The 25,719-nt window shown below is 69.7% G+C and carries 22 protein-coding genes, 2 tRNA genes and 1 pseudogene; 13 read left to right on the top strand and 12 right to left on the bottom strand.

Features of this window, described 5'->3' with window-relative positions:
* Nucleotides 1-57: 57 nt before the first annotated feature.
* A complete protein-coding gene (locus AC4BGB_RS04145; protein WP_490544966.1) occupies nucleotides 58-1,692 on the top strand; it encodes a DEAD/DEAH box helicase in 1,635 nt (544 codons plus the stop codon).
* A gap of 67 nt (nucleotides 1,693-1,759) precedes the next feature.
* Nucleotides 1,760-1,833 (top strand) — tRNA-Met (locus tag AC4BGB_RS04140).
* Between the two features lie 161 nt (nucleotides 1,834-1,994).
* Here AC4BGB_RS04140 and AC4BGB_RS04135 read toward each other — a convergent pair.
* Nucleotides 1,995-2,486: a site-specific integrase gene (locus AC4BGB_RS04135; RefSeq protein ID WP_490546785.1), complete on the bottom strand. Its 492-nt coding sequence runs from the start codon at nucleotides 2,484-2,486 to the stop codon at nucleotides 1,995-1,997.
* 170 nt (nucleotides 2,487-2,656) lie between these two features.
* On the opposite strand from AC4BGB_RS04135, the pseudogene AC4BGB_RS04130 reads away from it, so the two are divergent.
* A pseudogene (locus AC4BGB_RS04130) lies at nucleotides 2,657-2,746 on the top strand (hypothetical protein); the annotation flags it as partial.
* A gap of 328 nt (nucleotides 2,747-3,074) precedes the next feature.
* On the top strand, nucleotides 3,075-4,025 hold the full coding sequence (locus AC4BGB_RS04125; protein WP_490544965.1) for a pyridine nucleotide-disulfide oxidoreductase: 951 nt from the start codon (nucleotides 3,075-3,077) through the stop codon (nucleotides 4,023-4,025).
* Between the two features lie 180 nt (nucleotides 4,026-4,205).
* Here AC4BGB_RS04125 and AC4BGB_RS04120 read toward each other — a convergent pair whose 3' ends face one another.
* The 3 genes from AC4BGB_RS04120 to AC4BGB_RS04110 form a co-directional block, all read right to left on the bottom strand.
* Nucleotides 4,206-4,511, bottom strand: a complete 306-nt coding sequence (locus tag AC4BGB_RS04120; RefSeq protein ID WP_490544963.1) for a hypothetical protein — start codon at nucleotides 4,509-4,511, stop codon at nucleotides 4,206-4,208.
* A 1,002-nt stretch (nucleotides 4,512-5,513) separates the two neighbouring features.
* Nucleotides 5,514-6,872, bottom strand: coding sequence for an HNH endonuclease signature motif containing protein (locus AC4BGB_RS04115; protein WP_490544961.1), 1,359 nt, complete (start codon nucleotides 6,870-6,872; stop codon nucleotides 5,514-5,516).
* Between the two features lie 514 nt (nucleotides 6,873-7,386).
* Nucleotides 7,387-8,730 carry a CHAP domain-containing protein gene (locus tag AC4BGB_RS04110; protein ID WP_490544960.1) on the bottom strand — a complete coding sequence of 448 codons (1,344 nt, stop codon included), beginning with the start codon at nucleotides 8,728-8,730 and terminating at the stop codon, nucleotides 7,387-7,389.
* Nucleotides 8,731-8,942: 212 nt separating this feature from the next.
* Between AC4BGB_RS04110 and AC4BGB_RS04105 the strand changes: the two genes are divergently transcribed.
* Nucleotides 8,943-9,743, top strand: a complete 801-nt coding sequence (locus AC4BGB_RS04105) for an HAD-IIA family hydrolase (RefSeq protein ID WP_490546784.1) — start codon at nucleotides 8,943-8,945, stop codon at nucleotides 9,741-9,743.
* Between the two features lie 13 nt (nucleotides 9,744-9,756).
* Here the strand turns inward: AC4BGB_RS04105 and AC4BGB_RS04100 are convergent, their stop codons facing one another.
* Nucleotides 9,757-10,278 (bottom strand): DUF5994 family protein, encoded by a 522-nt coding sequence (locus AC4BGB_RS04100; RefSeq protein ID WP_490544959.1) that lies wholly within the window; start codon nucleotides 10,276-10,278, stop codon nucleotides 9,757-9,759.
* Nucleotides 10,279-10,442: 164 nt separating this feature from the next.
* Between AC4BGB_RS04100 and AC4BGB_RS04095 the strand changes: the two genes are divergently transcribed.
* The gene (locus AC4BGB_RS04095; RefSeq protein WP_490544958.1) at nucleotides 10,443-11,555 is read left to right on the top strand and encodes a DNA adenine methylase; all 1,113 of its coding nucleotides are present in this window, start codon (nucleotides 10,443-10,445) and stop codon (nucleotides 11,553-11,555) included.
* Nucleotides 11,556-11,707: 152 nt separating this feature from the next.
* On the opposite strand, the gene AC4BGB_RS04090 is transcribed toward AC4BGB_RS04095, so the two are convergent.
* Both AC4BGB_RS04090 and AC4BGB_RS04085 read right to left on the bottom strand, forming a co-directional pair.
* Nucleotides 11,708-12,754, bottom strand: coding sequence for a hemolysin family protein (locus AC4BGB_RS04090; protein WP_490544957.1), 1,047 nt, complete (start codon nucleotides 12,752-12,754; stop codon nucleotides 11,708-11,710).
* A complete protein-coding gene (locus tag AC4BGB_RS04085; protein ID WP_490544955.1) occupies nucleotides 12,751-14,160 on the bottom strand; it encodes a hemolysin family protein in 1,410 nt (469 codons plus the stop codon). The genes AC4BGB_RS04090 and AC4BGB_RS04085 overlap by 4 nt, the downstream gene beginning before the upstream one ends.
* Before the next feature lie 101 nt (nucleotides 14,161-14,261).
* Here AC4BGB_RS04085 and AC4BGB_RS04080 point away from each other — a divergent pair, with 101 nt between their 5' ends.
* Together AC4BGB_RS04080 and AC4BGB_RS04075 are read left to right on the top strand one after the other, a co-directional pair.
* Nucleotides 14,262-15,185 (top strand): alpha/beta fold hydrolase, encoded by a 924-nt coding sequence (locus AC4BGB_RS04080; RefSeq protein ID WP_490544953.1) that lies wholly within the window; start codon nucleotides 14,262-14,264, stop codon nucleotides 15,183-15,185.
* Between the two features lie 169 nt (nucleotides 15,186-15,354).
* Entirely contained in the window at nucleotides 15,355-15,858 is a 504-nt protein-coding gene (locus AC4BGB_RS04075) for a DUF3145 domain-containing protein (RefSeq protein WP_490544951.1), read from the top strand.
* A gap of 59 nt (nucleotides 15,859-15,917) precedes the next feature.
* Here AC4BGB_RS04075 and AC4BGB_RS04070 read toward each other — a convergent pair whose 3' ends face one another.
* Entirely contained in the window at nucleotides 15,918-16,193 is a 276-nt protein-coding gene (locus tag AC4BGB_RS04070) for a phosphopantetheine-binding protein (protein ID WP_490544949.1), read from the bottom strand.
* A 117-nt stretch (nucleotides 16,194-16,310) separates the two neighbouring features.
* On the opposite strand from AC4BGB_RS04070, the gene AC4BGB_RS04065 reads away from it, so the two are divergent.
* Nucleotides 16,311-17,300, top strand: a complete 990-nt coding sequence (locus AC4BGB_RS04065) for an alpha/beta fold hydrolase (RefSeq protein ID WP_490544947.1) — start codon at nucleotides 16,311-16,313, stop codon at nucleotides 17,298-17,300.
* Nucleotides 17,301-17,337: 37 nt separating this feature from the next.
* On the opposite strand, the gene AC4BGB_RS04060 is transcribed toward AC4BGB_RS04065, so the two are convergent.
* From AC4BGB_RS04060 to AC4BGB_RS04045, 4 genes are all read right to left on the bottom strand, one after another.
* Nucleotides 17,338-17,559 (bottom strand): hypothetical protein, encoded by a 222-nt coding sequence (locus AC4BGB_RS04060; protein WP_490544946.1) that lies wholly within the window; start codon nucleotides 17,557-17,559, stop codon nucleotides 17,338-17,340.
* Nucleotides 17,556-20,309: a pyruvate dehydrogenase (acetyl-transferring), homodimeric type gene (gene aceE / locus AC4BGB_RS04055; protein ID WP_490546783.1), complete on the bottom strand. Its 2,754-nt coding sequence runs from the start codon at nucleotides 20,307-20,309 to the stop codon at nucleotides 17,556-17,558. Before aceE ends, AC4BGB_RS04060 begins: the two co-directional genes overlap by 4 nt.
* 121 nt (nucleotides 20,310-20,430) lie before the next feature.
* The gene (locus tag AC4BGB_RS04050) at nucleotides 20,431-21,942 is read right to left on the bottom strand and encodes a flotillin family protein (RefSeq protein ID WP_490544944.1); all 1,512 of its coding nucleotides are present in this window, start codon (nucleotides 21,940-21,942) and stop codon (nucleotides 20,431-20,433) included.
* A 63-nt stretch (nucleotides 21,943-22,005) separates the two neighbouring features.
* On the bottom strand, nucleotides 22,006-22,524 hold the full coding sequence (locus AC4BGB_RS04045; RefSeq protein WP_490544942.1) for an NfeD family protein: 519 nt from the start codon (nucleotides 22,522-22,524) through the stop codon (nucleotides 22,006-22,008).
* Nucleotides 22,525-22,750: 226 nt separating this feature from the next.
* Here AC4BGB_RS04045 and AC4BGB_RS04040 point away from each other — a divergent pair, with 226 nt between their 5' ends.
* From AC4BGB_RS04040 to AC4BGB_RS04025, 4 genes are all read left to right on the top strand, one after another.
* Nucleotides 22,751-23,167, top strand: a complete 417-nt coding sequence (locus AC4BGB_RS04040; RefSeq protein WP_490544940.1) for a DUF3052 domain-containing protein — start codon at nucleotides 22,751-22,753, stop codon at nucleotides 23,165-23,167.
* Nucleotides 23,168-23,206: 39 nt separating this feature from the next.
* Nucleotides 23,207-24,904 carry an AMP-binding protein gene (locus AC4BGB_RS04035; RefSeq protein WP_490544938.1) on the top strand — a complete coding sequence of 566 codons (1,698 nt, stop codon included), beginning with the start codon at nucleotides 23,207-23,209 and terminating at the stop codon, nucleotides 24,902-24,904.
* 38 nt (nucleotides 24,905-24,942) lie between these two features.
* Entirely contained in the window at nucleotides 24,943-25,404 is a 462-nt protein-coding gene (locus AC4BGB_RS04030; protein ID WP_490544936.1) for a peroxiredoxin, read from the top strand.
* A 224-nt stretch (nucleotides 25,405-25,628) separates the two neighbouring features.
* Nucleotides 25,629-25,703 (top strand) — tRNA-Val (locus AC4BGB_RS04025).
* The last annotated feature ends 16 nt before the right edge of the window (nucleotides 25,704-25,719 follow it).

Genomic DNA, 25,719 nt, shown 5'->3' with positions numbered 1-25,719 from the left:
AATGAATCAGCCCCCCGTTTCGACGAACTAGGACTTGACCCCAAGGTGGAGAGGGTCTTGCGTGACGTCGGTTACGAGACTCCCTCACCGATCCAGGCCGAGGCCATCCCGCCCCTGCTGGCCGGCCAGCACGTCGTCGGGCTGGCGCAGACCGGCACCGGCAAGACCGCTGCCTTCGCTCTCCCGATCCTCTCGCGCATCGACCTCTCCCAGACCAAGCCGCAGGTCCTCGTCCTCGCGCCGACCCGTGAGCTGGCGCTGCAGGTCTCCGAGGCGTTCGGCCGCTACGCCGCGCACCTCAAGGGACTGCACGTGCTCCCCGTCTACGGCGGCCAGGGGTACGGCGTCCAGCTGAGCGCACTGCGGCGCGGCGTGCACGTCGTCGTCGGCACACCGGGCCGCGTGATGGACCACATCGAGAAGGGCACGCTGGACCTCAGCGAGATCCGCTTCGTGGTGCTCGACGAGGCCGACGAGATGCTGAACATGGGCTTCGCCGAGGACGTCGAGACGATCCTGGCCGGGACCCCGGACAGCAAGCAGTTGGCGCTGTTCAGCGCGACGATGCCGGCGCAGATCAGGCGCATCATCAAGAAGTACGCGCCCGGTGCCACCGAGATCACCGTGAAGTCCAAGTCGGGCACGGCCACCAACGTCACCCAGCGCTACCTCAAGGTCGCGCACCACCAGAAGCTGGACGCGCTCACCCGCATCCTCGAGGTGGAGAACTTCGACGGGATGATCGTCTTCGTGCGCACCAAGCACGCCACCGAGGAGCTCGCGGAACGCCTGCGCGCCCGCGGGTTCGCGGCGGCGGCGATCAACGGTGACGTGGCCCAGGACAAGCGGGAGCGGACGATCGACCAGCTCCGCAAGGGCAAGCTCGACATCCTGGTCGCTACCGATGTGGCCGCCCGCGGCCTCGACGTGGAGCGGATCAGCCACGTGATCAACCACGACATCCCCACGGACACCGAGTCCTACGTGCACCGCATCGGCCGCACCGGCCGCGCGGGCCGCAGCGGCGAGGCGATCTCGTTCGTCACCCCGCGGGAGAACTACCTGCTCCGCGCGATCGAAAAGGCCAACCGCACCACGCTGCAGCAGATGAGCCTGCCGACCGTCGAGGACGTGAACGCCTTCCGGGTCGCCAAGTTCACCGAGGCGATCGGCCAGGCCCTCACCGACCCGCAGGTCGGGATGTTCCGCGAGCTGGTCCAGGCCTACGAGCAGGAGCACGACGTCCCTGCCCAGGACATCGCGGCCGCGATCGCCGTACTCGCCCAGGACGGGGAGCCGCTGTTCCTCGAGGACATGCCCGAGCCCGCCGCCCAGGAGCGTCGCGAGCGGCGCGAGCCCGCGACCGGCCTGGTCCGCTGGCGGATCTCGGTCGGCAAGCGGCACCACGTCGAGCCGCGGCAGATCGTGGGTGCGCTGGCCAACGAGGGCGGGCTCAAGCGCTCGGACTTCGGCCGGATCGACATCAAGCCCGGCTTCTCGCTCGTCGAGCTCCCGCCCGAGCTCCCCGCCGACACCCTGGACCGGCTCTCCTCGACCCGCATCTCCGGTGTCCTGATCGACCTGCAGCGCGACAAGGGACCGGCCCCGCGGTCGGGCCCCAAGCGCTTCAACGACGACGGGCCTGCACATCACGGCGGCAAGAAGCCGCGCCACAAGCACCGGGACAGCTGAGCCGTAGCCCCACGGCGTGCGTGCCGCCGACCGGCGGCGCGCCCGCCTCGGTAGGCTCAGCCGCCTCGGGGAGGTAGCTCAGTCGGTTAGAGCAAAGGACTCATAATCCTTGGGTCGTGGGTTCGAGCCCCACCCTCCCTACGAAGAGTTTTCCCAGGTCAGCCCGCATCAGGCTCCCTGGGGTCGAACGGGAGCACGTCCTGCCCGGGCTGACGAGTCCGCAACGAGTCCGCACGAGCTTGAGCAACAGCCTCGACGAGCCGCTCGGCGACGTCGTCCAGATCGTCCCCGAAGAGGCCGGCCTAGACGTCCAAGGTCATCGCCGCGGAGGCGTGACCAAGCATGCGCTGGACTGCCTTGACGTTCGCCCCGGCCTGGATCGCGAGGCTCGCCGCCGTGTGCCGCAGGTCGTGCGGTGTCAGCTGCGGTACGCCGATGGCGGCAGCCTCCGGATCGAAGACCCGAGCCCGGAAGTTGTGGTTGCGCAACGGAGCCCCACGGGGCGAGGTGAACACGAGGTCATCTGGCTTCCTGCCCACGACAAGGCGCGCCAGGTCGTCGACCAACGTGCGGGGGATGGGCACCGAGCGATGCTGGTGTGACTTTGGCGTCCCGTAGCTCACCTGCCCAGGTCGATCGCAGTGCGGACCACGGCGAGCCGCCGGCGCAGGGCCCGCGCATCGGGAACCGACGATGCTCCCTGGTTCACTGCGCGAATGATCCGGACTCTCGCCGATGTCCTTCGTGACGTTCTTGCAGACGCCGACCGGAGAGGAATCAGGAGCCCGATCCATCGGCGCGGGCAGGTGAGCGGGGCGGCCGGGCTGACCGGGGCCGGGTGACGCGAAGGGGCGCACCGCAGCGACGGCACCGTGACGGTCGCCGTGTCCGACGCTCGCGCATCGAAGGCCTGACTCGGCAGCGGCCTCTGGACTCCGTGCCGCGGCGGTGTCACCGTGAAGGGATGACCGGCACCATCGACGCCGACTACCTCGTCGTCGGAGCGGGTGCGATGGGGATGGCCTTCACCGACGCCCTGACCGACCACGCCGACGTACGCGTGGCGCTGATCGACCGGCGCCACGGTGCCAGCGGGCACTGGCTCGAGGCGTACCCCTTCGTCCGCCTGCACCAGGCCTCGGCCTTCTACGGGGTCGCGTCGACCCTGCTGGGCGGCGGCCAGCTACAGCAGCGCGGACCCGAGGAGGGCCTGCAGGAGCGGGCGTCCCAGTCGGAGATCTGCGCCTACTACGCCCGGATGCTCGACCGGATGCTGGAGTCGGGCAAGGTCGAGTTCTTCCCCAACACCGAGTACCTCGGCGACCACACCATCGTCTCGCGCATCTCCGGCGAGCGTTTCGAGACGCCGGCGCGGGTGCCGGATGGTCGACGCCCGCTACCTGGCCCCCAGCATCCCCGCGGAGAAGCCGCCCCCGTTCGGCGTCTCCGAGGGCGCCCGGGTGGTTCCGGTCAACGGCCTGGCCCGACTGGAGCAGGCGCCGAGTCAGTACGTCGTCGCCGGGTCGGGCAAGACCGCCACCGACGCGATCATCTGGCTGCTGGCGCGTGGGGTGGACCCGGACGCCGTCTGCTGGGTGCGCCCCCGCGACCCCTGGATGCTGAACCGGGCGCTGGTCCAGCCCGATCCCGCGGTCTTTCTCGGCATGGCTGCCGACACCATGCAGGCGGCCGTGGAGGCGACCTCGCTCGAGGACCTGTTCCTCCGGCTGGAAGATGCCGGCGTCGTGTTGCGCATCGACCGCACGGTCATGCCGACGATGGCCAAGGCGCCGACCCTGGCTGCGTGGGAGCTCGAGCAGCTGCGCACCGTCGGGAACGTCGTACGACGCGGGCACATCGAGACCGTGGACCGGGGCAAGCTGAGCTTCGCCGACGGGTCTGTCGCCGTCGCCGACGACGCTCTTGTCGTGCACTGCGCGGCGGACGGGCTGAAGTGCCCCGGGATCATCCCCGTCTGGCGCCCCGAGGCGATCACCCTGCAGCCAATCAGGGCCGGGTTTCCGTGCTTCGGCGCGGCACTCGTTGGGTACGTCGAGGCGACCCGCCAGGACGACGACGAGAAGAACCGCCTCTGCCCGCCGTCGCCTTACCCCAACTCGATGGCGGAGTGGGCGAGAATGAACGTCCTGGGCATCCGGAACGCCATGTCCTTCTCGGCCGAGCCCGACATCAAGGAATGGGCGGACCTGGTGGCGCTCAACCCGGCCCGGATCCCGCCCGGACATCCCGCGTCCGCCGCGCTGGACGACGCACGTGAACGCCTGGCGACTCACACGCGCCCCGGACTGGCCAGGCTTGCCGAACTGACGTGAGCGGCAGTCGGCAGCAGACCGAATACTCGAGCTACCGCAGCACATGTCAGCATGTGGCGAGCTCATTCGATACCTCGACAAACGCGAGCGTTGCGCCCGGTGACTTCAAACAGATCTTGGCCACTGTCGCCGACGACCTCCGAGTTGGGTACCTAACGCGGCGGCCAGACCGCGCGGGGGTCAGCCTAGGACGAGCGACGCGAGCTGAGTTGCGAGGACCGCCGCGCCAAGCGTGCGCCTGAACGGGCCGGCGCCACGAACGACCTCGTCGAGCGCCCACACGAGAAGTGCCCCGTGGCGGATGCCGTCTACGGCGGTGCTGTGGGCGGCCGACAGTTCGAACCTCCCCAGCACCAGGGTGACCATCCAGACGGACAGCGCCGCATTCGGCAGTTGCCACAGGTTCAGACGCCCGTCCGAGGAGCGGAACCACCACGAGGCGGAGCTCAGGCGAGCGGAGAGTGGGTCGATCGTCGGACGGGTCACGTCGAGAACGCACCCAGCGTCAAAACCGCCAACGCACTTGTGACCGTGACTCTCGACTCAAGACAGCACGGGCAAAGGCCTGGGATCGTTGGCACCATGACGGGGCGGCCTTGCACGCTCCCTTTTGAACATTGGCGGGCGATACGTACCCCCGGCGGTTCAAGCGTGAACTCGCACGCTGCCAATGTTCGGCTGAGCGGAGCTCCGGTGGGGACGGCCCGGGTGGCGGGGGAGTAGGGCCGGACACCGTCCGGTACGGGCGTTGTGGTCGATGCGAGTAGGGCCTTGAGGGTCACACGCGGTGCAATGACGCACGTCCGCACATCGGCCATAAGAGTGCGCTTGCTTGACGCCGAAACCCAGTGCCCCGGCCTCGGACGACACGCATCGGTGATGAATCTCTTCTCTTCGTCAAGCCGCCGGCTCCGCCGACGGGAACGGCTGCGGGCGGCGCTGGCGCGCCGTCCTCGCCGAGCCGGACCTGAAGTGCCGAGAGCTTCGATCCCGGCCTCCCGATGATCCGGACACCGACCAGCGCCTCAAGGTCGCATCCGCGTCGCTGCGCGATCGAGCAAGCTCGAACCTTGACCCGCCGGCCGGCGCCCCGGTGCGGCGGGCTATCGGGATCCAAGCGCAGGAGCGGTCCGCAACGAGTCCACATGCGATCCGCAGCATGGTCCGAAACCACTTGAAGAGAAAAGACAGTCGCGACCGTCTTTCCCCTGATCAGGTGGAGTTATTGACCCGGAGCACGTTCGGTCGGGTCGCCTGGCTTTGATGCCCGATCGTTCTCATAATCCTTGGGTCGTGGGTTCGAGCCCCACCCTCCCTACCAAGGTGGTCGAGCAGCGAACGCTGGCGACCCCAAGGTGGTCGAGCAGGGACCACTGCGTCGACCCCGTGGTGGTCGAGCAGTGACCACTGCGGCGACCGCATGGTGGTCGAGCAGCGAACGCAGTGAGCGGACAGTCGAGACCACTCCCGTGACCCCGCGCGCAGACCTCACCCGTCAGGCGGCTCCCGTCCAGCCGAGGTCATCCGGCGTACGCCGGGTGGTGGGGTGAACTCGAACTCGTTGGGTCCGGTGGCCCTGATCTGCCAGGGCCCGGCGTGGACGAGGCGGTGGTGGTGGCCGCAGAGCAGGAGCGTGTTCGCCAGCGACGTCGGCCCGCCGTCTGCCCAGTGGATGAGGTGGTGGGCGTGGCACATCACCGGTGGCCGGGTGCAGTTGGGGAATCGGCAGTGCTTGTCCCGGGCGACGAGGGCCTTCCAGATCGCGGCGGTGACCAGCCGCAGCTGGCGGCCGACGTCGAGGACCTCGCCGTCGGTGCCGAGGACGATCGGGATGACGTGGGCGTCGCATGCCATCCGGCGTACGGCGGCGACGTAGATGTCCTCGCCGGTCTCCGTGGTCCCGAACCCGGTCTGCTGCTGGAGGTCGGCCAGGGTGATGGTGACCGAGACCCGCGGGGACGCGCTGTGGCACTCGGGGAGGAGCTCGGCGGTGGCGGCACGGTCGCAGAGCTCGACCAGGGCGTCGAGCATCCGGGCGCCGTGGTCGCGGGGGTCGCGGCCGTCGTGGCCGCAGCCGGGGATCTCGCAGGTGTCGAGGTCGCACACCGGGCCGTTGGCGGGGACCGGTTTTGACAGGGGGAGGAGGGTGGCGCGGAGCTTGGCGCCGTCCTCGGCCGAGCAGCGGCCCTTGATCCAGCAGCCTCCGGCGGTGTCGAAGCGGACGTTGAGGTCGCGGTCGAGGTGCGCGGCGCGGTCCTCACGCTCCATCTCCCGCTCGGCACGACGCTCCTCACCGTCAGGGTCCACGAGCGTGACCAGGACCCGGCCGAGCTTGGCCAGCTCGGTGGCATCGAGCGCCTTGGCCTCGGCCAGCATCGCCTGGCACCCACGGACGCGGAGGTCCGGGTCGGTGGGCAGGTCCTCGACGGCCCGCTCGATCACCTGCGCCTTGGTGACCGAGAGCCACCCGTCCGCGAGCGCCACACCGACCGGGGCCAGCACCGGGGCCTGCACCGCCGCCGCGAGCCGCACGGTGGCGGGGCCGGTGCCCTTGCGGCCGCCGGTGATCGAGGTGAGGAAGTCCTGGGTGGAGGCCCACCCGACCGGCTTCACGGCGTTGGTGACCTCGAGCTCGTGCACGACCTCGAGCTCGACGGCATCGAGGGTGGACTTCAGCGCCTCGATCTCGGCGACGGTGTCCATCAGCTCCTCGCCGCGCCCAGCCGCCCACAACGTGTCCTGCAGCCCCTGGACCTGACGCCGGATCCGGGCGAGCTCGGCCGCGACCCGGCCGGCGCACGAGGCGCCTGGCGGGGTGTCCGGAGGAGTGTCCGGCTGGCTGGTCATGGATCAATCCAAGCAGCGAGCACCGACAGGAACTGGCGAGATTCCCCTTGTTCCACTGGGCATTTGCAAACTATTTGGAAAGTTTCTTGTGTGAAGTTGGCGCGCTCGGGTCACCTGGCGTGGTCTCGACTTTCCGCTCGTCTCGACTGTCCGCTCGCTGGTGCTCGCTGCTCAACGCAAGGCTTCGCTCGCTGCTCGAGCACCTTGGGGTCGCGTGCACCGGCGTAGGTCTGGTGCTTGGCGCACCTGGCGTGGTCTCGACTTTCCGCTCGTCTCGACTGTTTCGCTCGCTGGCGCCCGCTGCTCAACGCAAGGCTGCGCTCGCTGCTCGACCACCTTGGGGTCGCGTGCACCGACGTAGGTCTGGTGCTTGGCGCACCTGGCGTGGTCTCGACTATCCGCTCGCTGCTCGACCACCCTGGGGTCGCCTGCTCCGGCGTACGTCTGGTTGTCGGCTCACCCGGCGGACGTCTGGCTGCTCGACCGCCATGTCGCGGTTCGGTCGGGCCCTGGGTCAGCGGATCTTGATCCGGCGCTGGAGGAGGCCGGGGTCCACCGTCGCGGTGCCGACGTAGCGGAAGCGGAACATGCGCTTGCCGCGAGGCACCTTGGTCACGGTGGCCCGCGCAGCGCCGTTGCGCAACGGGAGTACGGCGAGCACCTTGCCGCGCGACCTGACCTGGAGGACTCCGGACGCCGGGCCGATGCCGCTGCCGACGACCGAGGCGTTGACCCACAGGATGCGCTTGCCGGGCGCGCTGACGACCTTGATCACGGGCTTGGCCCGAACCACCGCGGACGGGGTCGTCCGGGTGGTGAGGGGCTCGTAGCCGGCACGGGTCACCCGCACCTGCGCCAGGACACGTGACCCGGCATCGGCGGCGCTGAGCCGGTAGGTGGCGGCGGTCGCTCCGGAGATCGGTTGCGAGCCGCGGATCCACTGCACCGCGACGCCGGACTGCGGCGGCAGGGCAGGGAGCTTGACCGTCACCGTGGAGCCGGGGCGCGCTGTGCCCGTAAGCTTGGGCGCCGAGGGAAGCTTCAGGGCAGGCCTCCCGGCAGGTGCCTCGCCTGCGACTGCTGCCGTGGCTGCCGACCAGGCCGGGGTGTTCGGGAAGCCGGCCTTCACCACGGTCACCCGCACGGCGATCGCCTTGCCCAGCTGTGCCGCCTGCGGGGTGAACGTGATCTTCGCTGCGCCGGAGATGGGCGCACCGTTTGCCATCCACTGGTAGTGCGGAGTGGTGCCGGGCTGGCTCCAGGTGCCGGGGGAGGCGGTCAGGACCGAGCCGACCTTGGCCACCCCGGTGATCGTGGGGAGCTTGGTGGCGACGAGCTTGGGGGCAGGGGTCGCGGGTGCGACCGGGCCGGCGACGTCGCGGAAGTGGATGAACCCGCTGGGCCACCCGGTCCCGGTGCGGACGATCCGGGTCCACGAGAAGTCACCGTTCCAGCTGTCCTGCGACACGATGATCTCGTTGGCGGAGACCACGCGCTCGACGTAGGCGACGTGACCCGCGGATCCTGCCGGCTTGACCCCGGCCCGCCACCAGGCCACGGACCCGACCGTGGGGGTGGAGTTGGTGATGCGGGCCATCTGGGTGCCCCAGTTGGTGGCGTTGCCGTTCCCGGTCCAGGGCCGGGTGGCCGAGTGTCCGTTGCGGATCATCCGGTAGGCGGCGTAGTTGGTGCAGTTGTGCCCGGCGTACATCCGCCAGTACATCGTCTTCGAGACCGCCGAGTAGCCGCCGTCGCCCATCCCGGCCTTCGCGCACCCGGCGTACCCCTTGCACAGGGTGGTGATGGTCGCGGACGCGGGAGCGGCCCCCGCAGTGACGCTGAGCCCCCCGATCAGCAACAGGCTGACTCCGAATGAGGCAAAACGCCCAGATCTGGTCACGAGGTGTGAGTGTAGTGACAGAAAGTGCTCTGAGTGAAGGATTTTGCCAAAGGTCAAGCCGACACGCCGCGCGTCACGCGTAAACTACAACCGTGTGATGCGCCTCGCTCCTGCGGGGCCGTCTCCGGAACGCCGGAAGCGCGGAACAGGGCGTGGGAGCATGGATGACCATGGAGAACGTGCGCCCGATCGAGACCTGGCTGACCGACATGGACGGCGTCCTGGTGCACGAGGAGGAGCCGGTCCCGGGGGCCAAGGAGTTCGTCGAGGCGCTCAAGCTCTCCGGCAAGAAGTTCCTCGTCCTGACGAACAACTCGATCTTCACCCCGCGCGACCTGCGTGCTCGCCTGCTCACCAGCGGGATCGACGTCCCGGAGAGCGCCATCTGGACCTCCGCGCTGGCCACGGCCGGGTTCCTCGCCGACCAGCGCCCGGGCGGCAGCGCCTACGTGGTGGGGGAGGCCGGGCTCACCAACGCGCTCCACGAGGTCGGCTACGTGATGACCGACCGGGATCCCGACTACGTCGTGCTCGGGGAGACGCGCACCTACTCCTTCGAGTCGATCACCCGCGCCGTGCGGCTGATCGAGGGCGGTGCCCGGTTCATCGCGACGAACCCCGACCCCAGCGGGCCGAGCATGCAGGGCACGCTGCCGGCCACGGGTGCGGTGGCGGCCCTGATCAGCAAGGCGACCGGCCGGACGCCGTACTTCGTCGGCAAGCCGAACCCGCTGATGATGCGCAGCGCGCTGAACCGGCTCGAGGCCCACTCCGAGAGCACCGTGATGGTCGGGGACCGGATGGACACCGACATCATCAGCGGCCTCGAGGCCGGGATCAGGACCGTTCTGGTCTCCACAGGCTCGACCCGGCCGCACCAGGTCGAGCTCTTCCCCTACCGGCCCACGCGGGTCGTCGACTCCGTCGCAGACCTGGTCGAGCTCGCCCAGCAGCCCGCCGGTGAGATGTGAGGCTCAGGCGACCTCAGGTGGTGGCGTTGCGGTACGACGGGGCGGTGGAGGAGCCCCACCACGCCTCACCGGCGTCGTTCCACTGCTCGCCGTCCTCGGCCTCGGGCGACTCCTGCACCGCGGCCAGCAGGGCGGTGGGGGAGCTGGCGTAACCGGGGGTGGTCGCCGCGTTCAGGGCCTCCTCGCCCTTGCCGCGCGAGAGCTCCGGCGGCACGACCAGGACGCAGTGCTCGGTGCGCTCCGAGGTGGTCACCACCAGCACGTGAGTGTCGTCGTCGGCGTCGAAGCCGACCTTGACGTAGCCCCGCTTGGTCGGGACGCGGCGCGGGGCGTCGTCCCAGTCGGGCGGGGAGATCATGACCTTGACGATCCGGCCGAGCTCGGCGGGGAAGTTGTCGACCAGGTCCGCGAGCTCGACGGTGAGGTCGCGGCTCTGCGGCCACCACCCTCCGTCCAGGGGCTGCTTGCCGGGGGTCTCCACCATGCGCAGCCTCAGCGGCTGGCGCGCGTGGGTGGCGCTGTTCGACGTACTCATCACTCTCGCCTCTCACTCCGTCCCGATGGCCTTCCCGGGTGGAGGCTGCCTCGGAACCGAGTAGCACCATTCTACAGGTGTTGAAGGTCACGCGGCGCCGCCTGCGTCCGTCCGCGTGACGAGTCGCCCGCACAGGCCCACCTCAGCGCCCTAACATGCCGAGGGTGATCAAGTACCTGGGCTCGAAGCGGCTGCTCGTGCCCGTGCTCGGCGAGATCGCCACCGCGGTCGCGGCGGGCACCGCGGTGGACATGTTCACCGGCACCACCCGGGTGGCGCAGGAGTTCAAGCGGCGCGGGGTCGAGGTGACCGCCACTGACGCCGCCTCCTACAGCGAGGTGCTCAGCGACTGCTACATCGCCACCGACGCGCGCACGGTCGACGTCGAGGCGCTGGTCTCGGAGCTGCGGCAGCTGAACGCCCTGCCGGGGACGCCGGGCTACGTCACCCGAACCTTCTGTGAGGAGTCGCGCTACTTCCAGCCACGCAACGGCGCCCGCATCGACGCCATCCGTGCCGCCATCGAGCGCGACCATCCCGCCGGGTCGGACGGGACCGAGGGGACGGTCCGGGCGATCCTGCTGACCGCCCTGCTGATCGCCGCTGACCGGGTGGACTCCACGCTGGGGCTCCAGATGGCCTACCTCAAGGAGTGGTCGCCGCGGTCCCACCGCGACCTCGAGCTCCGGGTGCCCGAGCTGCTCCCGGGCGCCGGCCACACCGTGCGGGGCGACGTGATGGGGTCGGTGGACGGCCTCGACCGCGTGGACCTGATGTACCTCGACCCGCCGTACAACCAGCACCGCTACTTCACCAACTACCACGTCTGGGAGACGTTGGTGCGCGGCGACGAGCCCGAGCACTACGGGGTCGCGTGCAAGCGGGTCGACGCGCGCGAGGACCACACCCGCAGCGTGTTCAACCGCAAGCGGTCGATGCCCGTCGCCCTCGCCGACCTGATCCGCCGGGCCCGGGCCGAGGTGGTGGTGGTCTCCTACAACGACGAGTCCTGGATCACCCCGGAGGAGATGACGATCGCCCTGCGGGACGCCGGACACGAGTGTGTGCAGGTGCTCGCGTTCGACTCCAAGCGGTACGTCGGGGCGCAGATCGGCATCCACGGGCCGACGGGGGAGAAGGTGGGGACGGTCAAGCGGCTGCGCAACGTGGAATACCTGTTCCTGGCCGGCGCCAGGGATCGGGTGGCAGCGGCTGCCGCCGCCGGCACCACGGACCAGCCTGCGCCCGATTCTTCCGAAAAAAGTTATAAGACTTGAATGCCTGAAACGCCTTTTATGAGTACTCTCTAGGCACGGCCGGGAGACCCTTTCCCAACCACGGCGCTGGTCTCCCGGCCGCTCACTCTTCTCGGATCTCGGCGCCGGATCCCGGCGCCGGATCTCGGCGCCGGCTGCTCAGCGCCGGCTGCTCAGCGGCCGTCGGCGTGCGCGGCGTCGCGGATCTCGCCGACCAGCTCCTCGATGACGTCCTCGAGCGTCGCAACGCCGACCACCGCCCCGGCGTCGTCGAAGACCCGCCCCATGTGGGCGCCCTTGACCTGCAGGGTCTGCAGGGCAGCGACCAGGGTGTCCGAGGTGCGTACGCCGGCCAGCGGCCGGATCCACTTGTCCTCCACGACTCGCGCGCGACCGTGGGGATCGGACTGGAGCACGTCCTTGATGTGCAGGTAGCCCACGAGCTCACCATCGGTCCCGACGACGGGGAACCGTGAGAAGCCGGTGTTGGCGCAGACGACCTCGACGTCGGAGGCGCGGGCGCCCCGGGTGACGGTCTCGATCTGGTCGAGCGGCAGCAGCACGTCGGCAACGGTGCGCGAGGTGAAGCCCAAGGCGCCGGAGAGGCGCTCGTACTCGCCCTGTTCGAGCATCCCCTCGTGCCGGGACTCGGTCACCATCGCCTCGACCTGCTCGCGGGTGAACGAGGAGGAGACCTCGTCACGGGGCTCGACGTGGACCAGCCGCAGGATGGCGTTCGCCACGGCGTTCAGCAGCCACACCACCGGCTTGAGCACCGTCACGACCACCATCATCGGCGGGCCGAACAGCAGTGCTGCGCGCTCGGGACCGGCCAGGGCGAGATTCTTGGGCACCATCTCCCCGAGCACGACGTGCAGGTAGACCACGCAGATCATCGCGATCGTGAAGGCCACCGGGTGCAGCCAGGCGTCCGGCAGGTGGGCGGCGTGGGCGACCGGCTCGATCAGGTGCGCCAGGGCAGGCTCCGCGACGGCGCCCAGGCCCAGCGAGCACACCGTGATCCCGAACTGGGCCCCGGCCATCACCAGCGAGACGTTCTCCATCGCCCGCAGCGTGGTGCGCGCGATCCGGGAGCCGGCCATGGCGCGCGGCTCGATCTGCGTACGCCGCGCCGAGACCAGCGCGAACTCGGCCCCCACGAAGAACGCGTTGCCGAGCAGGAGGACCAGCCCGAGCCACAGGGCACCCTGGGTGCTCATGAGCGCCTCCCCGTCTCGCGCTTCGTCGGGTCAGCGACGAGGTGACCCGAGTCGTCACCGGCCTCGGGGACCAGCCGGCGGATCGAGATCCGGTCCACGCGCAGCCCGTCCATCCGTTCGACCCGCATCAGCGCATGCTCCTGCACGGGCTCCTCGTCGTCGTCCTCGGGGATGACCAGCGGCAAGGGCACCAGCACGCTGTCCCCGCGTGCGGGGATCCGGCCGAGCTCGCGGACCAGGAGGCCGGCGACGGTGTCGTAGCTCTCGTCCTCGGGCAGCTGCATCCCGGTGGTGCCGACGACCTCGTCGGGCCGCAGCAGCCCGGAGAGGATCCAGGAGCCGTCCGGGCGCTGGCGCATCCGGGACCCGTAGCGGTCGTGCTCGTCGGCGATGTCGCCCACGATCTCCTCGACCACGTCCTCGAGGGTGACCACGCCGGCCGTGCCGCCGTACTCGTCGGAGACGATCGCCATCTGGAAGCCCTCGGCGCGCAGCAGCGAGAGCAGCGGGTCCAGGCGCAGGGACTCCGGCACCACCGTCGCCTCCACCATCACCTCACGGATCAAGGTGTCGTCGCGCTCGGAGCGGGGCACGGCCACGGCCTGCTTGACGTGGACCGATCCGACGATGTTGTCGGTGGTGCCCTTGATGACCGGGAACTTGGAGAACCCGGTGACCCCGGAGAGCTCGATGATCTCGCTGACCGGGTCGGTGGCGTCGACGCAGGCCATCTGGACGCGTGGGGTCATGATCTCGCCGGCGGTCCGGGGGCCGAAGGCGAGCGAGCGCTGCACGAGGTGGGCGGTCTCGGAGTCCAGCGTGCCCTCGCTGGCCGACCGGCCGGCCAGCGAGGCCAGCTCCTCGGAGGTCCGGGCCGAGCGGAGCTCCTCCTGTGGTTCCACGCCCATGGCACGCAGGAGTGCGTTGGCGGAGCCGTTGAGCACGCGGATGGGGTACTTCATCGCCGTGGTGAAGCCGCGCTGGAAGCCCTGGGTCGCCTTGGCGGTCTCCAGGGGGAGCGCGATCGCGATGTTCTTGGGCACGAGCTCACCGAAGATCATCGTGGCGGCGGTGGAGATCAGCAGGCCGAGGGTGAGTGCCGTCGGCTTCACCGCGCCCTCGGCCAGCCCCAGCGCGGTGAGCGGCTCCTGGATCAGCGCGGAGATGGCCGGCTCCGCGAGCAACCCGATCGCGAGGTTGGTCAGGGTGATCCCGACCTGGGCGCCGGAGAGCTGGGTGGACAGGGAGCGCAGCGCGCTTTGGACCCCCACTGCGGCCGGGTCTCCCGAGCTGGCCGCGTTGTCGACCTCCGCGCGGTCCACGGTGACCAGGGAGAACTCGGCGGCCACGAACCCGCCGCACGCGAGCACGAGGCCCACCGAGATCGCGAGCAGCAACCATTCCATGGGGACCATTGTGGGGTGTCCCCGGCGCTCGTGGGCGCGCACCTGTCGGCGGCGGGATCGAACCGCCTGACCGCAGGCCTCTCGCGTGCAAGAATCCGCGGATGAGCGAGGTGGACCGCCCCCGGCTCGAGGGGTCCGTGGCCGTACGCGATGGCCGCAGGCTGTCGTTCGCAGAGTTCGGGGTGCCGCGAGGCCGGGCGATCGTGTGGATGCACGGCACTCCCGGCGCCCGCCGCCAGGTCCCGATCGAGGCGCGCGAGTACGCCGAGGAGAACGGCATCCGGATCATCGGAGTCGACCGACCCGGCATCGGGTCCTCCACGCCGCACCTCTACGAGAACATCCTCGACTGGACCGGCGACCTCGTCGAGCTCTGCGACGTGCTCGACATCGACAAGCTCCACGTGATCGGACTCTCCGGCGGTGGTCCCTACGCGCTGGCCGCCGGGGCTGCCCTGCCCGACCGGGTGCACGGGGTCGGGGTCCTCGGCGGCGTCGCGCCGACCAAGGGGCCAGACGCCATCTCCGGAGGACTGGTCAGCCTGGCGCCGTACGCCGCCCCGGTGCTGTCCTTGACCAGGGTGCCGCTCGGGATCGCGCTCGCGCAGTTCATCCGGCTGGTCCGGCCGGTCGCAGGGGCCATCATCGACGGCTACGCCTCGGTGCAGCCGCGCGGGGACAAGGAGATGCTGGCGCGCCCGGAGTTCCGGGCGATGTTCCTCGACGACCTGCTCAACGGCTCGCGGTTCCAGGTCAGCGCGCCCCTGTCCGACATCATCCTGTTCACCCGGCACTGGGGCTTCGAGGGGGCCGACGTACAGGTCCCGGTGCACTGGTGGCACGGCGACTCCGACCACATCATCCCGCACGCCCACGGCGTCCACGTGGCCGCGCGACTGCCGCACGCCACGTTCACCACGGTCGACGGGGAGTCGCACCTCGGCGGGTTCGGCGTGGTCAGCAAGGTGCTCACCGAGCTGATGGAGCTGGGACCACGCTCGACAACCCAGTCATCTGCGACATAAGCGACACGCCGGGGCGGTTTTGGTGGGATCTGCTGGTCTCCAGCCCTCCCATCGGTCACAATGGGCGCACAAGTTCACACGTTCAACACAGAGTCGCACGGACGCTGCTGCTTCAAGATCGAGACCGCTGGGGAAGGCGTATCTCGCGCCGGAGCAGAGGAGGTCAGTCGTGACTCGTTCAGCGACCCGTGGAGTTGTCTACATCCACTCGGCGCCGTCCGCGTTGTGCCCGCACGTCGAGTGGGCCATCGGTGGAGTGCTGGGCGTTGCCCCGCAGGTCGAGTGGACGCCGCAGCCTGCCCAGGTGGGCACCTACCGCACGGAGTACTCGTGGGTGGGTGACCAGGGCACGGGTGCCGCGATCACCTCGGCCCTGCGCGGCTGGAACCACCTGCGCTTCGAGGTCACCGAGGAGGCGACCTCGAGCACCGAGGGGGCGCGCTACTGCGCCACGCCGACCCTCGGCGTCTTCCATGCCGTCACCGGGCTGCACGGCGACATCATGATCCCCGAGGACCGGCTCAAGGCCGCCGTCGTCAAGGCGAGCCTGGGGGAGACCACCCTCGAGCTCGAGGTCGCCAAGCTGCTGGGCAAGCCCTGGGACGACGAGCTGGAGACCTTCCGGCACGCCGGCGACGGCGTCCCGGTCCGCTGGCTGCACCAGGTCGTCTGAGTCGGCGGGGGTTTCGACAGGCTCAACCACCGGCGCCGGCTCAACCACCGGCCCGGCGGTCAGGTTCGCGTCGCGAGCCGGGTGTCGAGGTAGTCGACGAGGTCGCCCACGTGCACGAAGGCCTTGGCGTCCTCGTCGTCGATGCGCACGGCGAAGTGCTGCGCGCACCCCTCGAGGATCTCCACCATCGACAGCGAGTCGATCCGGAGGTCGTCGACGAAGCGCTGGTCGAGGCGCAATTCCAGCTCCGGGCGCTCGGTCACCAGCTGCACGATTCTGGCCAGCTGGGACAGCGTGGTCGCCGCGTCGGGGCTGGGTCCGGGGCGTCCTGGCATGGGTGAGACTCTAGTCAGTGAGGCGACATGCCCACGATGCGGCTACGGAGCATCCATCTGGAACAGGTTCTGGTTGACTCTGACTTCGTTGTCTCAGACCACAATCAGGAGCGCGGCATGGACCAGGTTCCCCAACCGGCTGTCGAGCTCCAGCGCCTGACCATCCACGGCCACGAGCGGGCGTTCGTGAAGATGGGCGAGGGCCCGGTGCTGCTGCTCCTGCACGGGCTCGGCTGCGACCACTCGACCTGGTCGCCCGTGATCCGCGACCTCGCCAAGAACTTCACGGTGATCGCCCCCGACCTGCTCGGCCACGGGGTCAGCGGCAAGCCCCGGGCCGACTACTCGGTGGGTGGCTACGCCAACGGGATGCGTGACCTGCTCACCGTGCTCAACATCGACAAGGTCACCGTGGTCGGGCACAGCTTCGGCGGCGGCATCGCGATGCAGTTCGGCTACCAGTTCCCCGAGCGCACCCAGCGGATGATCCTGGTCGCCCCCGGTGGCATGGGCCCCGAGGTCAGCCCGATGATCCGTGCGGTCACGCTGCCGGGCTTCCACCAGGTGATGGGTCTCGCGACCCTGCCCGGTGTCCGGCACGTCGGCAAGGCCGGCCTGCGGGCGCTCTCGCGGACCGGGGTCACGGCCGCGCGCGACCTGGCCGAGGTCGCCGAGATCTACGAGTCGTTCAAGGACCCGCACGCGCGGGCCGCGATCCGGCACGTGGTCCGGGCGGTCGTCGACCTGAAGGGCCAGATCGTCACGATGGTCGACCGCGCCTACCTCACCCAGGCGATGCCCATGCTCGTGGTCTGGGGGTCCGACGACATGGTGATCCCCGCGAAGCACGCCGAGAACGTCGCCGGCATCGCTCCCGGCGCCGTCGTCGAGGTCCTGCCCAACAGCGGGCACTTCCCGCACAAGGACCACCCGGAACGCTTCGTGAAGATCGTGCAGGACTTCGTCCGGGCCTACCCGCCGGCGACGTACCACCGCGGGCGCTGGCGCCAGCTGCTCCGCAACGGCCCGATGGAGCCGGTGAACCGCGCGGAGGCCGGCGACCGGCCGCTGGCCCCGGTGGCCCAGCTGCCCCGGCGCGGCGCCTGAGCTCTCTGGACCACCGGGGTCGCTGGCAGGCCAGCGCTCAGGGTGCGCCGATGCGGCGGTACTCCGCGCCCAGCGTGCGTGCCGTGGTCACGACGATCACCAGTCCCAGGACGACCAGGACCGCACCCAGCCCCTTCAGCAGCGGGTCGAGGTCCTGGGTCGCCGGCCAGGAGAGCGCGAGGCAGAGCACGCCCCCGGCGATCGGGATGACTCCCCGCCGGCCGGCGTCGAGCCAGGCGCGCTGCTGGGCCTCGCTCACGCGTCCCCGCCCTCCTGCTTGACGTCGGCCACGGCGGTGGGGTCGTCCACGCGGTACTTGCGGAACGCCTCGCCCACGACCTCGGGCTTGACCTCACCGCGAGCGGCGAGCGCCTGCAGGGCAGCGACGGTCACGCTCTCCGCGTCGACCTGGAAGAAGCGTCGTGCGGCGGGCCGGGTGTCGGCGAAGCCGAACCCGTCGGTGCCCAGTGCGTGGAAGTCGGTGCCCACCCAGGGCGCGATCTGCTGGGGCACCGCGCGCATGTAGTCGCTGACGGCCACCACGGGACCGCTGGCGTCCGCCAGCTTGTTCGTGATGTAGGGGACCCTGGCCTCTTCGTCGGGGTGGTTGAACGACCACTTCTCCGCAGCGATGGCCTCGCGGGCCAGCTCGTTCCACGAGGTCACCGACCACAGCTCGGCGGCCACGCCCCAGTCCTCGGCCAGCAGCTGCTGGGCCTTCTGGATCCAGGGGAACCCGACACCCGAGGCGAGCAGCTGGACGCGAGGCACGTCTCCGTTGCCGTCCACCTCGAGGGCGTCGGCGTAGTGGTAGATGCCCTTGAGCAGGCCCTCCGCGTCGATGTTCTCCGGCTCTGCGGGCATCGAGATCGGCTCGTTGTAGACCGTGACGTAGAAGATGACGTCCTCACCCTGAGGGTGCTCCTCGGTGACGGTGTACATCCGGCGCAGGCCCTCCTGCATGATGTGCGCGACCTCGTGGGCGAACGCCGGGTCGTAGTGCACCACCGCGGGGTTGGTCGCGGCGAGCAGCGGTGAGTGGCCGTCCGCGTGCTGGAGCCCCTCGCCGGTCAGGGTCGTGCGGCCAGCGGTGGCGCCGATCAGGAAGCCGCGCGCGAGCTGGTCGGCCATCGCCCAGATGGAGTCGCCGGTGCGCTGGAACCCGAACATCGAGTAGAAGATGTAGAACGGGATCATCACCTCGCCGTGGGTGCTGTACGACGAGCCGGCGGCCGTGGCCGACGCCATCGCCCCTGCCTCGGAGATGCCCTCGTGGAGGAGCTGGCCCTTGGTGTCCTCACGCCACTTCAGCAGCAGCTTGCGGTCCACCGACTCGTAGCGCTGCCCGCCCGGGTTGTAGACCTTGGCGCTGGGGAACATCGAGTCCATCCCGAACGTGCGGTACTCGTCGGGAGCGATCGGCACCAGGCGTTGGCCGATGTTCTTGTCCTTCATCCAGTCGCGGAGCAGTCGCACGACCGCCATCGTGGTGGCGATCTTGGCCTTGCCCGAGCCCTGCTTGAGCTCGGCGTAGAGCTCGTCGCCGGGGACCTTCAGCGGCTTGGCGCGGACCACGCGCTTGGGCAGCGAGCCGCCGAGCTGGCGGCGCCGCTCCATCATGTACTCCATCTCGGGCGAGTCCTTGCCCGGGTGGAAGAACGGGGCGCCGCCGGTCTCCTCGTAGGCGTCGTCGATGTCCTTGTCGCTCATCGGCAGGTAGAGCCGGTCGCGGAACTTCTTGAAGTCGGCGGTCTTGAGCTTCTTCATCTGGTGGGTGGCGTTCTTGCCCTCGAGGGACTCGATCGTCCAGCCCTTGATGGTGTGCGCCAGGATCACGGTCGGCTGGCCGACGTGCTTGGTGGCGGCGTCGAAGGCGGCGTACACCTTGCGGTAGTCGTGACCGCCGCGCGGCAGCTTCTCGATCTGCTTGTCGCTCATGTGCTCGACCATCTTGCGCAGCCGCGGGTCGGGACCGAAGAAGTGCTCGCGGTTGTAGGCACCGTCCTCGACCGAGTAGGTCTGGAACTGGCCGTCGGGGGTGGCGTTCATCTGGTTGACCAGGACGCCGTCGACGTCGCGCGCCAGCAGCGCGTCCCACTCGCGACCCCAGATCACCTTGATCACGTTCCAGCCGGCGCCACGGAAGGTCGACTCCAGCTCCTGGATGATCTTGCCGTTGCCGCGTACCGGGCCGTCGAGCTGCTGCAGGTTGCAGTTGATCACCCAGGTGAGGTTGTCGAGCTCCTCGCGAGCCGCGACACCGATCGCGCCCAGCGACTCCGGCTCCGCCATCTCGCCGTCACCGAGGAAGGCCCACACGTGCTGCTTCGAGGTGTCCTTGATCTCGCGGTTCTGCAGGTAGCGGTTGAACCGGGCCTGGTAGATCGAGTTGATCGCCGTCAGGCCCATCGAGACCGTGGGGAACTCCCAGAAGTCCGGCATCAGGCGGGGGTGGGGGTACGACGGGAGCCCCTTGCCCACGCCGTGCTGCACCTCCTGGCGGAAGCGGAGCAGCTGCTCCTCGGTGAGCCGCCCCTCGAGGTAGGCCCGGGCGTAGATGCCGGGGGAGGCGTGGCCCTGGATGTAGACCTGGTCGCCACCACCGGCGGCGTCCTTGCCCTTGAAGAAGTGGTTGAAGCCGACCTCGTAGAGGCTGGCCGCGGACTGGTACGTCGCGATGTGCCCGCCCACCTCGAGGCCGGGACGGTTCGCGTCGGAGACCATCACCGCGGCGTTCCAGCGGATGAAGGCGCGGATCCGGCGCTCGACGTCCTCGTCACCGGGGAACCACGGCTCGCGCTCCGGGGGGATCGTGTTGATGTAGTCCGTGCTGCGCAGCGCCGGGACGCCCACCGACTGCTCGCGCGCACGCTCGAGCAGTCGCAGCATCAGGTAGCGCGCGCGGTCGCGACCGCGGTCGTCCACCATCGCGTCGAACGACGCGAGCCAGTCCTGGGTCTCGTCGGGATCGATGTCGGGAAGCTGGGTCGGCAGGCCCTCGTGGATCACCGAGGCGCGCCGAGCCTCGACTGGCTCTTGGGTGTTGTCGGAGTCGTTCACCGGTTCATCGTGTCACTTCTCGTAAGCAGAGAAAATCTACTGACGAGTACGGGCATCCGGCGCCCTCGTCTCAGGCGTCGGACGCGCCGGTGGGGACGATCCCGGCACCGTTCGTGGCACCGTCGACCGCACGCTTGATCAGTCCTTCGAGGTCGAGCCCGGTGGTGGTCTTCAGCATCGAGAGCGTCTGGACGACGTTGTCCGTGACCTGCTTGGGCATGGCGCCGGCCCCGTCGGTCGAGACGATCGTGAGCTGGTCGATGGCGGCGATGGGGGCGGCCACCTCGCGTGCGATCTGGGGCAGCACCTCGATCAGCATCTGGAGCACCGCGGCGTCGTTGTAGTGGGCGAACGCCTCGGCACGCTTGTCCATCGCCTCGGCCTCGGCCTGGCCCACGGCCAGGGTGGCGGCAGCGGTCGCCTCGCCCTCGGCGCGGGTCGCCTCCGCCTCCGCGACACGACGGGACCGCTCTGCCTCGCCGCGCTTCTGGCCCTCGATCGCCTCGGCCTCGGCGAGTGCCGCACGCCTCGACTTCTCCGACTCACCACTGAGCCGGGTCTCCTCGGCCTTGGCCTGGGCGTTCGCGATCGAGGCGGCCTTGCGGGCCTCGGCCGCGAAGATCTCCGCGGTGCGGTTGGCCTCCGCCTCCTGCTCGACCTTGTACCGCGCGGCGTCGGCCGGCTTGCGGACCTCGGTCTCGAGCTGGCGCTCGGTCAGGGCTGCCTGTCGCACCGCCACCTTCTCCTGCTCGAGGAGGATGGACTGGTCCCGGTCCGCCTGCGCCAACGGTCCCGCAGCGGCTGCGTTGGCCGAGGCCGCGTCGGTCTCGGCCTTGATCTCGGCCTGCTTGAGGGCGAGCGCCCGCTGGGCGACCGCGATCTCCTCCTCGGCCTTGATCCGCGCCTGCTCGGCTGCCTGGCGTGCGTTCGCCTCGGCGATCGAGGCGGCCTGGCCGATCCGTGCGGCCTCGGGACGGCCGAGGTCGGCGAGGTAGCTGCCGTCGTCGGTGACGTCCTGGATCTGGAAGGTGTCCAGGATCAGGCCCTGGCCGGTGAGGGAGTTCTCCGACTCGTCGGCCACCCGCTGCGCGAACGCGGCGCGGTCACGGATGATCTGCTCCACCGTCAGCCCGCCCACGATCGAGCGCAGGGCGCCGGCCAGCACCTCCTGGGTGAAGGCCTCCACGTCCTGCTGCTGGCTCAGGAAGCGCTGGGCCGCGAGCCGGATCTGGTCGGCGTTGCCCCCGACCTTGACGATCGCGACACCCTCGACGTTGAGCTTGATGCCCTGCCCCGAGACCGCACCCCTGATCTGGACCGAGATCCGGCGGCTGGAGAGGTCGAGGGTGGCGAGCTTCTGCACGAAGGGGATCACGAACGTGCCGCCGCCGAGGATCACCTTCTGCCCCGACAGGTCGGTGGTCAGGGCGCCGGTCTCGGGGTTGAGCACCGCCTTCCCCTTGCGGCCGGTGACGATGTACGCCTGGTTCGGGCCGGCCACCTTGTAGCGGCTGGTGACCAGCAGCAGGAGCAGCACGAAGAGGGCGACGAAGCCGAGTACGGGGACGATCACCGGGCTCATGGGGGAGTCCTTTCAGGGTTACCGCGAGGTGGCACGCCCAGCCCAGGTGGCTGGGAGCCGGGGCTAGTGGGCGGGAGGGATCTCGAGGTCGTCCCAGAGCGGGGCGACGCTGACGGCGGTGGGGGAGAGGACCGCGGTGACGTGGATCCCCGTGCCGGCGGGCACCGGGCGCTCCGCACGGGCGTTGAGGCGTACGACGTGACCCCCGAGCAGCACCCTGACGGTGCCGAACCCGCCCTCGGGAATGTCGGTGAGCACGGTGCCCTCGCGGCCCAGGGAGTCCTCCGCGACGGGCGTGGCGTCGCTGTTCCCGTCACGCAGCAACCGGGTGAGCCAGGCCGCGAACCAGCCGAACCCGGCTCCGGCGACGACGCCGACCGGAACGCTGATCAGCACCGGGACACCGGCGGCCTGGGCCGCCGCGCCCCCGAACCCGAAGGCGGCCACGAACCCACCGATCACCGCGCTCGAGAAGACGTCACCGGTCAGGGCGTCGAGGGCGCCGTCGAGCACGTCCCCGATCACCAGCGAGACCAGGAGGAGCGCCAGCCCGACGAGGCCGATGACCATGAAGGTCGTCAACGGAACCCCCCGCGCTCGCCCACCTGACCAGGTCCTGGCAGGAACCGGAGCGTATCGGCAAATCGGGCACGGCCGGGTGTGATTGGGGCTTCCTGCAGCACCTCGGATGCTGGACATGGAGCGTCCGGGCTTGCGCCTGACCCCTGGGTCTAGTGGACTACGGGCACCGGGACCCCGAATTCGTGTGGGTGATTCCGACCTAGAGATCAGTGAGTGGAGGCAACAGGTGAGCCCGAGCGCAGACCGCGCGGATGTCCAGCTGGGGGAACGGTTGGGGTTGAAGCCCGGCACGGTCGTGCAGGAGCTCGGCTGGGACGACGACGTCGACGACTCGATCCGTGCCGCGATCGAGGAGTCCATCGACTCCGACCTCGTCGACGGCAACCACGGTGACGTCGTGGACGTCGTACTCCTGTGGTGGCGCAACGACGACGGGGACCTCGTCGACGCGCTCGTCGACAGCCTGACCGACCTCGTCCGGGGTGGAGCGATCTGGCTGCTGACCCCCAAGGTGGGCAGGCCCGGAGCCGTGGACGCGGCCGATGTCGCCGAAGCCGCGCCAATTGCGGGACTTTCTACGACGACGACCGTTGCAGTGGGTAAGGAGTGGACCGGCACCCGTCTGGTCGCTCCCAAGAACTGAACCCACAGCTCAGGAGGTCCTCACCCGATGTTCCCGCAGATGCAGAGAACAGCGCTTCGTCACGCCCGGATGGTCAAGGTCATGGCGCAGTCGGGGGTGATCCGGCCCTACGGCCCTCGCAAGCTGGTGGGGATCGGCCGCACGGTGATGGACTGGGGCATCGGGTTCGCCGGTGGGATGAGGGCGCTGGCGGTCCGGTCACCCCAGGAGCTCGGCCTCATCGACGAGCTCGGTGAGCTGACCTGGGCCGAGGTCGACGAGCGCGCCACCCGGCTGGCGCACGGGCTCAAGGAGCTCGGCGTGGAGCAGGGAGACAGCGTGGCCGTGCTGTGCCGCAACCACCGGTACTTCGTCGACGCCTCGACCGCCCTGTCCAAGCTCGGGGCGGACATCCTCTACCTGAACACCGCCTTCTCCGCCCCGCAGCTGGGGGAGGTGTGCGAGCGCGAGAAGCCCGCGGCGATCGTCTACGACGAAGAGTTCACCGAGCTGGTGGACAAGTCCGGCATCGACATGCCCCGGGTGATCGCGTGGCACGACGGCGAGCCCGGCAAGGTGCCGCTGGTGGAGGACCTGATCGAGAAGGGCTCCACCGAGGCGCACCCCGTGCCCGACCACACGACGCGTCCGGTGATCCTCACCTCGGGCACGACCGGGACGCCCAAGGGCGCACCCCGTGGCGAGTCCGGCATCGACGGCGCGGTCGCGCTGCTGTCCAAGATCCCGTTCAAGACCGGCGGCCGGACCTACATCGCCGCCCCGCTGTTCCACACCTGGGGCTGGGCCCACCTGAACCTCGCGATGCTGCTCGGCTCCACGGTGGTGCTGCGCCGCAGGTTCGATCCCGCGGACTGTCTCGAGACCCTGCAGAAGCACGACTGCGACGCGATGATCGTGATCCCGGTGATGATGCAGCGGATCCTCAAGCTCAGCGAGGACGAGCGCTCCGGCGACTGGTCCCGGCTCCGCGTGGTGGCCGCCTCCGGGTCGGCGCTGCCCGGGGACCTCGCCACGAAGTGGATGGATGCGTTCGGCGAGAACCTCTACAACACCTACGGCTCGACCGAGGTGGCCTGGGCGACGATCGCCCAGCCCGACGACATGCGCGCCGCCCCCGGTACGGCGGGCAAGGTTCCCTACAACACCGTCGTGAAGATCTACGACGACGAGGGCAACGAGCAGACGCCGGGGGAGTCGGGTCGGATCTTCGTCGGCAACACCATGCTCTTCGGTGGCTACACCGGTGACGAGGACGAGGGCAAGGAGATGATCGACGGGCTCATGTCCAGCGGCGACATCGGGCGCATCGACGAGGAGGGCCGCCTGTTCGTCGACGGTCGCGACGACGAGATGATCGTCTCCGGTGGGGAGAACGTGTTCCCCAAGGAGGTCGAGGACTGCCTGTCGCGCCACGAGAGCGTCGAGGACGTCGCCGCCGTCGGGGTCGACGACGAGGAGTACGGCAAGCGCCTGCGTGCTTTCGTGGTGATCAGCGGCGACGTCGATCCCGACGACCTGCGCGAGACCCTGAAGTCCCACGTCAAGGAGAACCTCGCCGGCTACAAGGTGCCGCGTGAGTTCGTGTTCCTCGACGAGCTTCCCCGCAACTCCACCGGCAAGGTCCTGAAGAAGGACCTCAAGCACTACGACGAGGACGGCAACCCCGGCGACGACGGCGACTCCGGTGAGGACGAGGCTTCGGACGCAGCCGGGGGCGCAGAGGACTCGGGGGACTGACGTCGAGGTTGTGCCCGGTGGCTGGCACGATGGCCGGCATGACTCTGGCCATCGGCGCACCGGCGCCTGACTTCACCCTCAGGGACCAGCACGGCCAGGCCGTCACGCTCACCACCCAGGCCCGCGGGAAGGCAGCCCTGCTCGTGTTCTACCCGTTCGCGTTCAGCGGGGTGTGCACCGGCGAGCTCACCGGCCTGCGCGACCGGCTCGGCGACTTCGAGACCGAGTGCTCGACGCTGATCGCGATCAGCTGCGACCCGATCTTCACCCAGCGTGCGGTGGCCGACCGCGACGGGATCTTCTTCCCGCTGCTCAGCGACTTCTGGCCGCACGGCGCCACGGCGAAGGCGTACGGCGTCTTCGACGAGCGCTCGGGGGGACCGACCAGGTCCTCCTACATCGTCGACCGGAACGGGCAGATCGCCTGGGCGGCGCACAACGCTAGCGGCCAGGCGCGCGATCTGGACGAACATGCCGCAGTCCTGGCCGCCCTGGTCTAGTTGTCTCGGCCATTTTCCGCGAAGCCCTTGGAAGCTGGCCCGTCTTGAGGCACTCTTTGCCTTGTCGCGCCGCTGGTGACCCGAGACGCCAGCGGCGCGACTTCTTTGTGTCCTGACGGCCTCGTCGCGAATCCGGATACACCGGGCGAGTTGGGCGCCACCGCCCACCTCCCGTAGTCTTTGGCCGCGTGGTCGGGGCCTGATCCGTCGGGCCGGAGACCCTGGGGCGTATAGCTCAGCGGTAGAGCACCTCGCTTACAACGAGGTGGTCGCAGGTTCGATCCCTGCTGCGCCCACCACCCGTCCGCGACCTCC

This window comes from Nocardioides sp. Z30_9, from assembly GCF_058215735.1.
Note: the sequence above shows the minus strand (reverse complement) of the source record. Positions and strands in the feature narration are given on the sequence as shown.

Bases quoted from the DNA above. Each gene is read 5' to 3' on its own strand.
- AC4BGB_RS04100 (WP_490544959.1), bottom strand. From the start codon at position 10,278: ATGAGTACGTCGAACAGCGCCACCCACGCGCGCCAGCCGCTGAGGCTG.
- AC4BGB_RS04135 (WP_490546785.1), bottom strand. From the start codon at position 2,486: ATGGATCGGGCTCCTGATTCCTCTCCGGTCGGCGTCTGCAAGAACGTC.
- AC4BGB_RS04080 (WP_490544953.1), top strand. From the start codon at position 14,262: ATGAGCGAGGTGGACCGCCCCCGGCTCGAGGGGTCCGTGGCCGTACGC.
- AC4BGB_RS04065 (WP_490544947.1), top strand. From the start codon at position 16,311: ATGGACCAGGTTCCCCAACCGGCTGTCGAGCTCCAGCGCCTGACCATC.
- AC4BGB_RS04050 (WP_490544944.1), bottom strand. From the start codon at position 21,942: ATGAGCCCGGTGATCGTCCCCGTACTCGGCTTCGTCGCCCTCTTCGTG.
- AC4BGB_RS04085 (WP_490544955.1), bottom strand. From the start codon at position 14,160: ATGGAATGGTTGCTGCTCGCGATCTCGGTGGGCCTCGTGCTCGCGTGC.
- AC4BGB_RS04030 (WP_490544936.1), top strand. From the start codon at position 24,943: ATGACTCTGGCCATCGGCGCACCGGCGCCTGACTTCACCCTCAGGGAC.
- AC4BGB_RS04105 (WP_490546784.1), top strand. From the start codon at position 8,943: ATGGAGAACGTGCGCCCGATCGAGACCTGGCTGACCGACATGGACGGC.
- AC4BGB_RS04090 (WP_490544957.1), bottom strand. From the start codon at position 12,754: ATGAGCACCCAGGGTGCCCTGTGGCTCGGGCTGGTCCTCCTGCTCGGC.
- AC4BGB_RS04125 (WP_490544965.1), top strand. From the start codon at position 3,075: ATGGTCGACGCCCGCTACCTGGCCCCCAGCATCCCCGCGGAGAAGCCG.
- AC4BGB_RS04115 (WP_490544961.1), bottom strand. From the start codon at position 6,872: ATGACCAGCCAGCCGGACACTCCTCCGGACACCCCGCCAGGCGCCTCG.
- AC4BGB_RS04035 (WP_490544938.1), top strand. From the start codon at position 23,207: ATGCAGAGAACAGCGCTTCGTCACGCCCGGATGGTCAAGGTCATGGCG.
- AC4BGB_RS04070 (WP_490544949.1), bottom strand. From the start codon at position 16,193: ATGCCAGGACGCCCCGGACCCAGCCCCGACGCGGCGACCACGCTGTCC.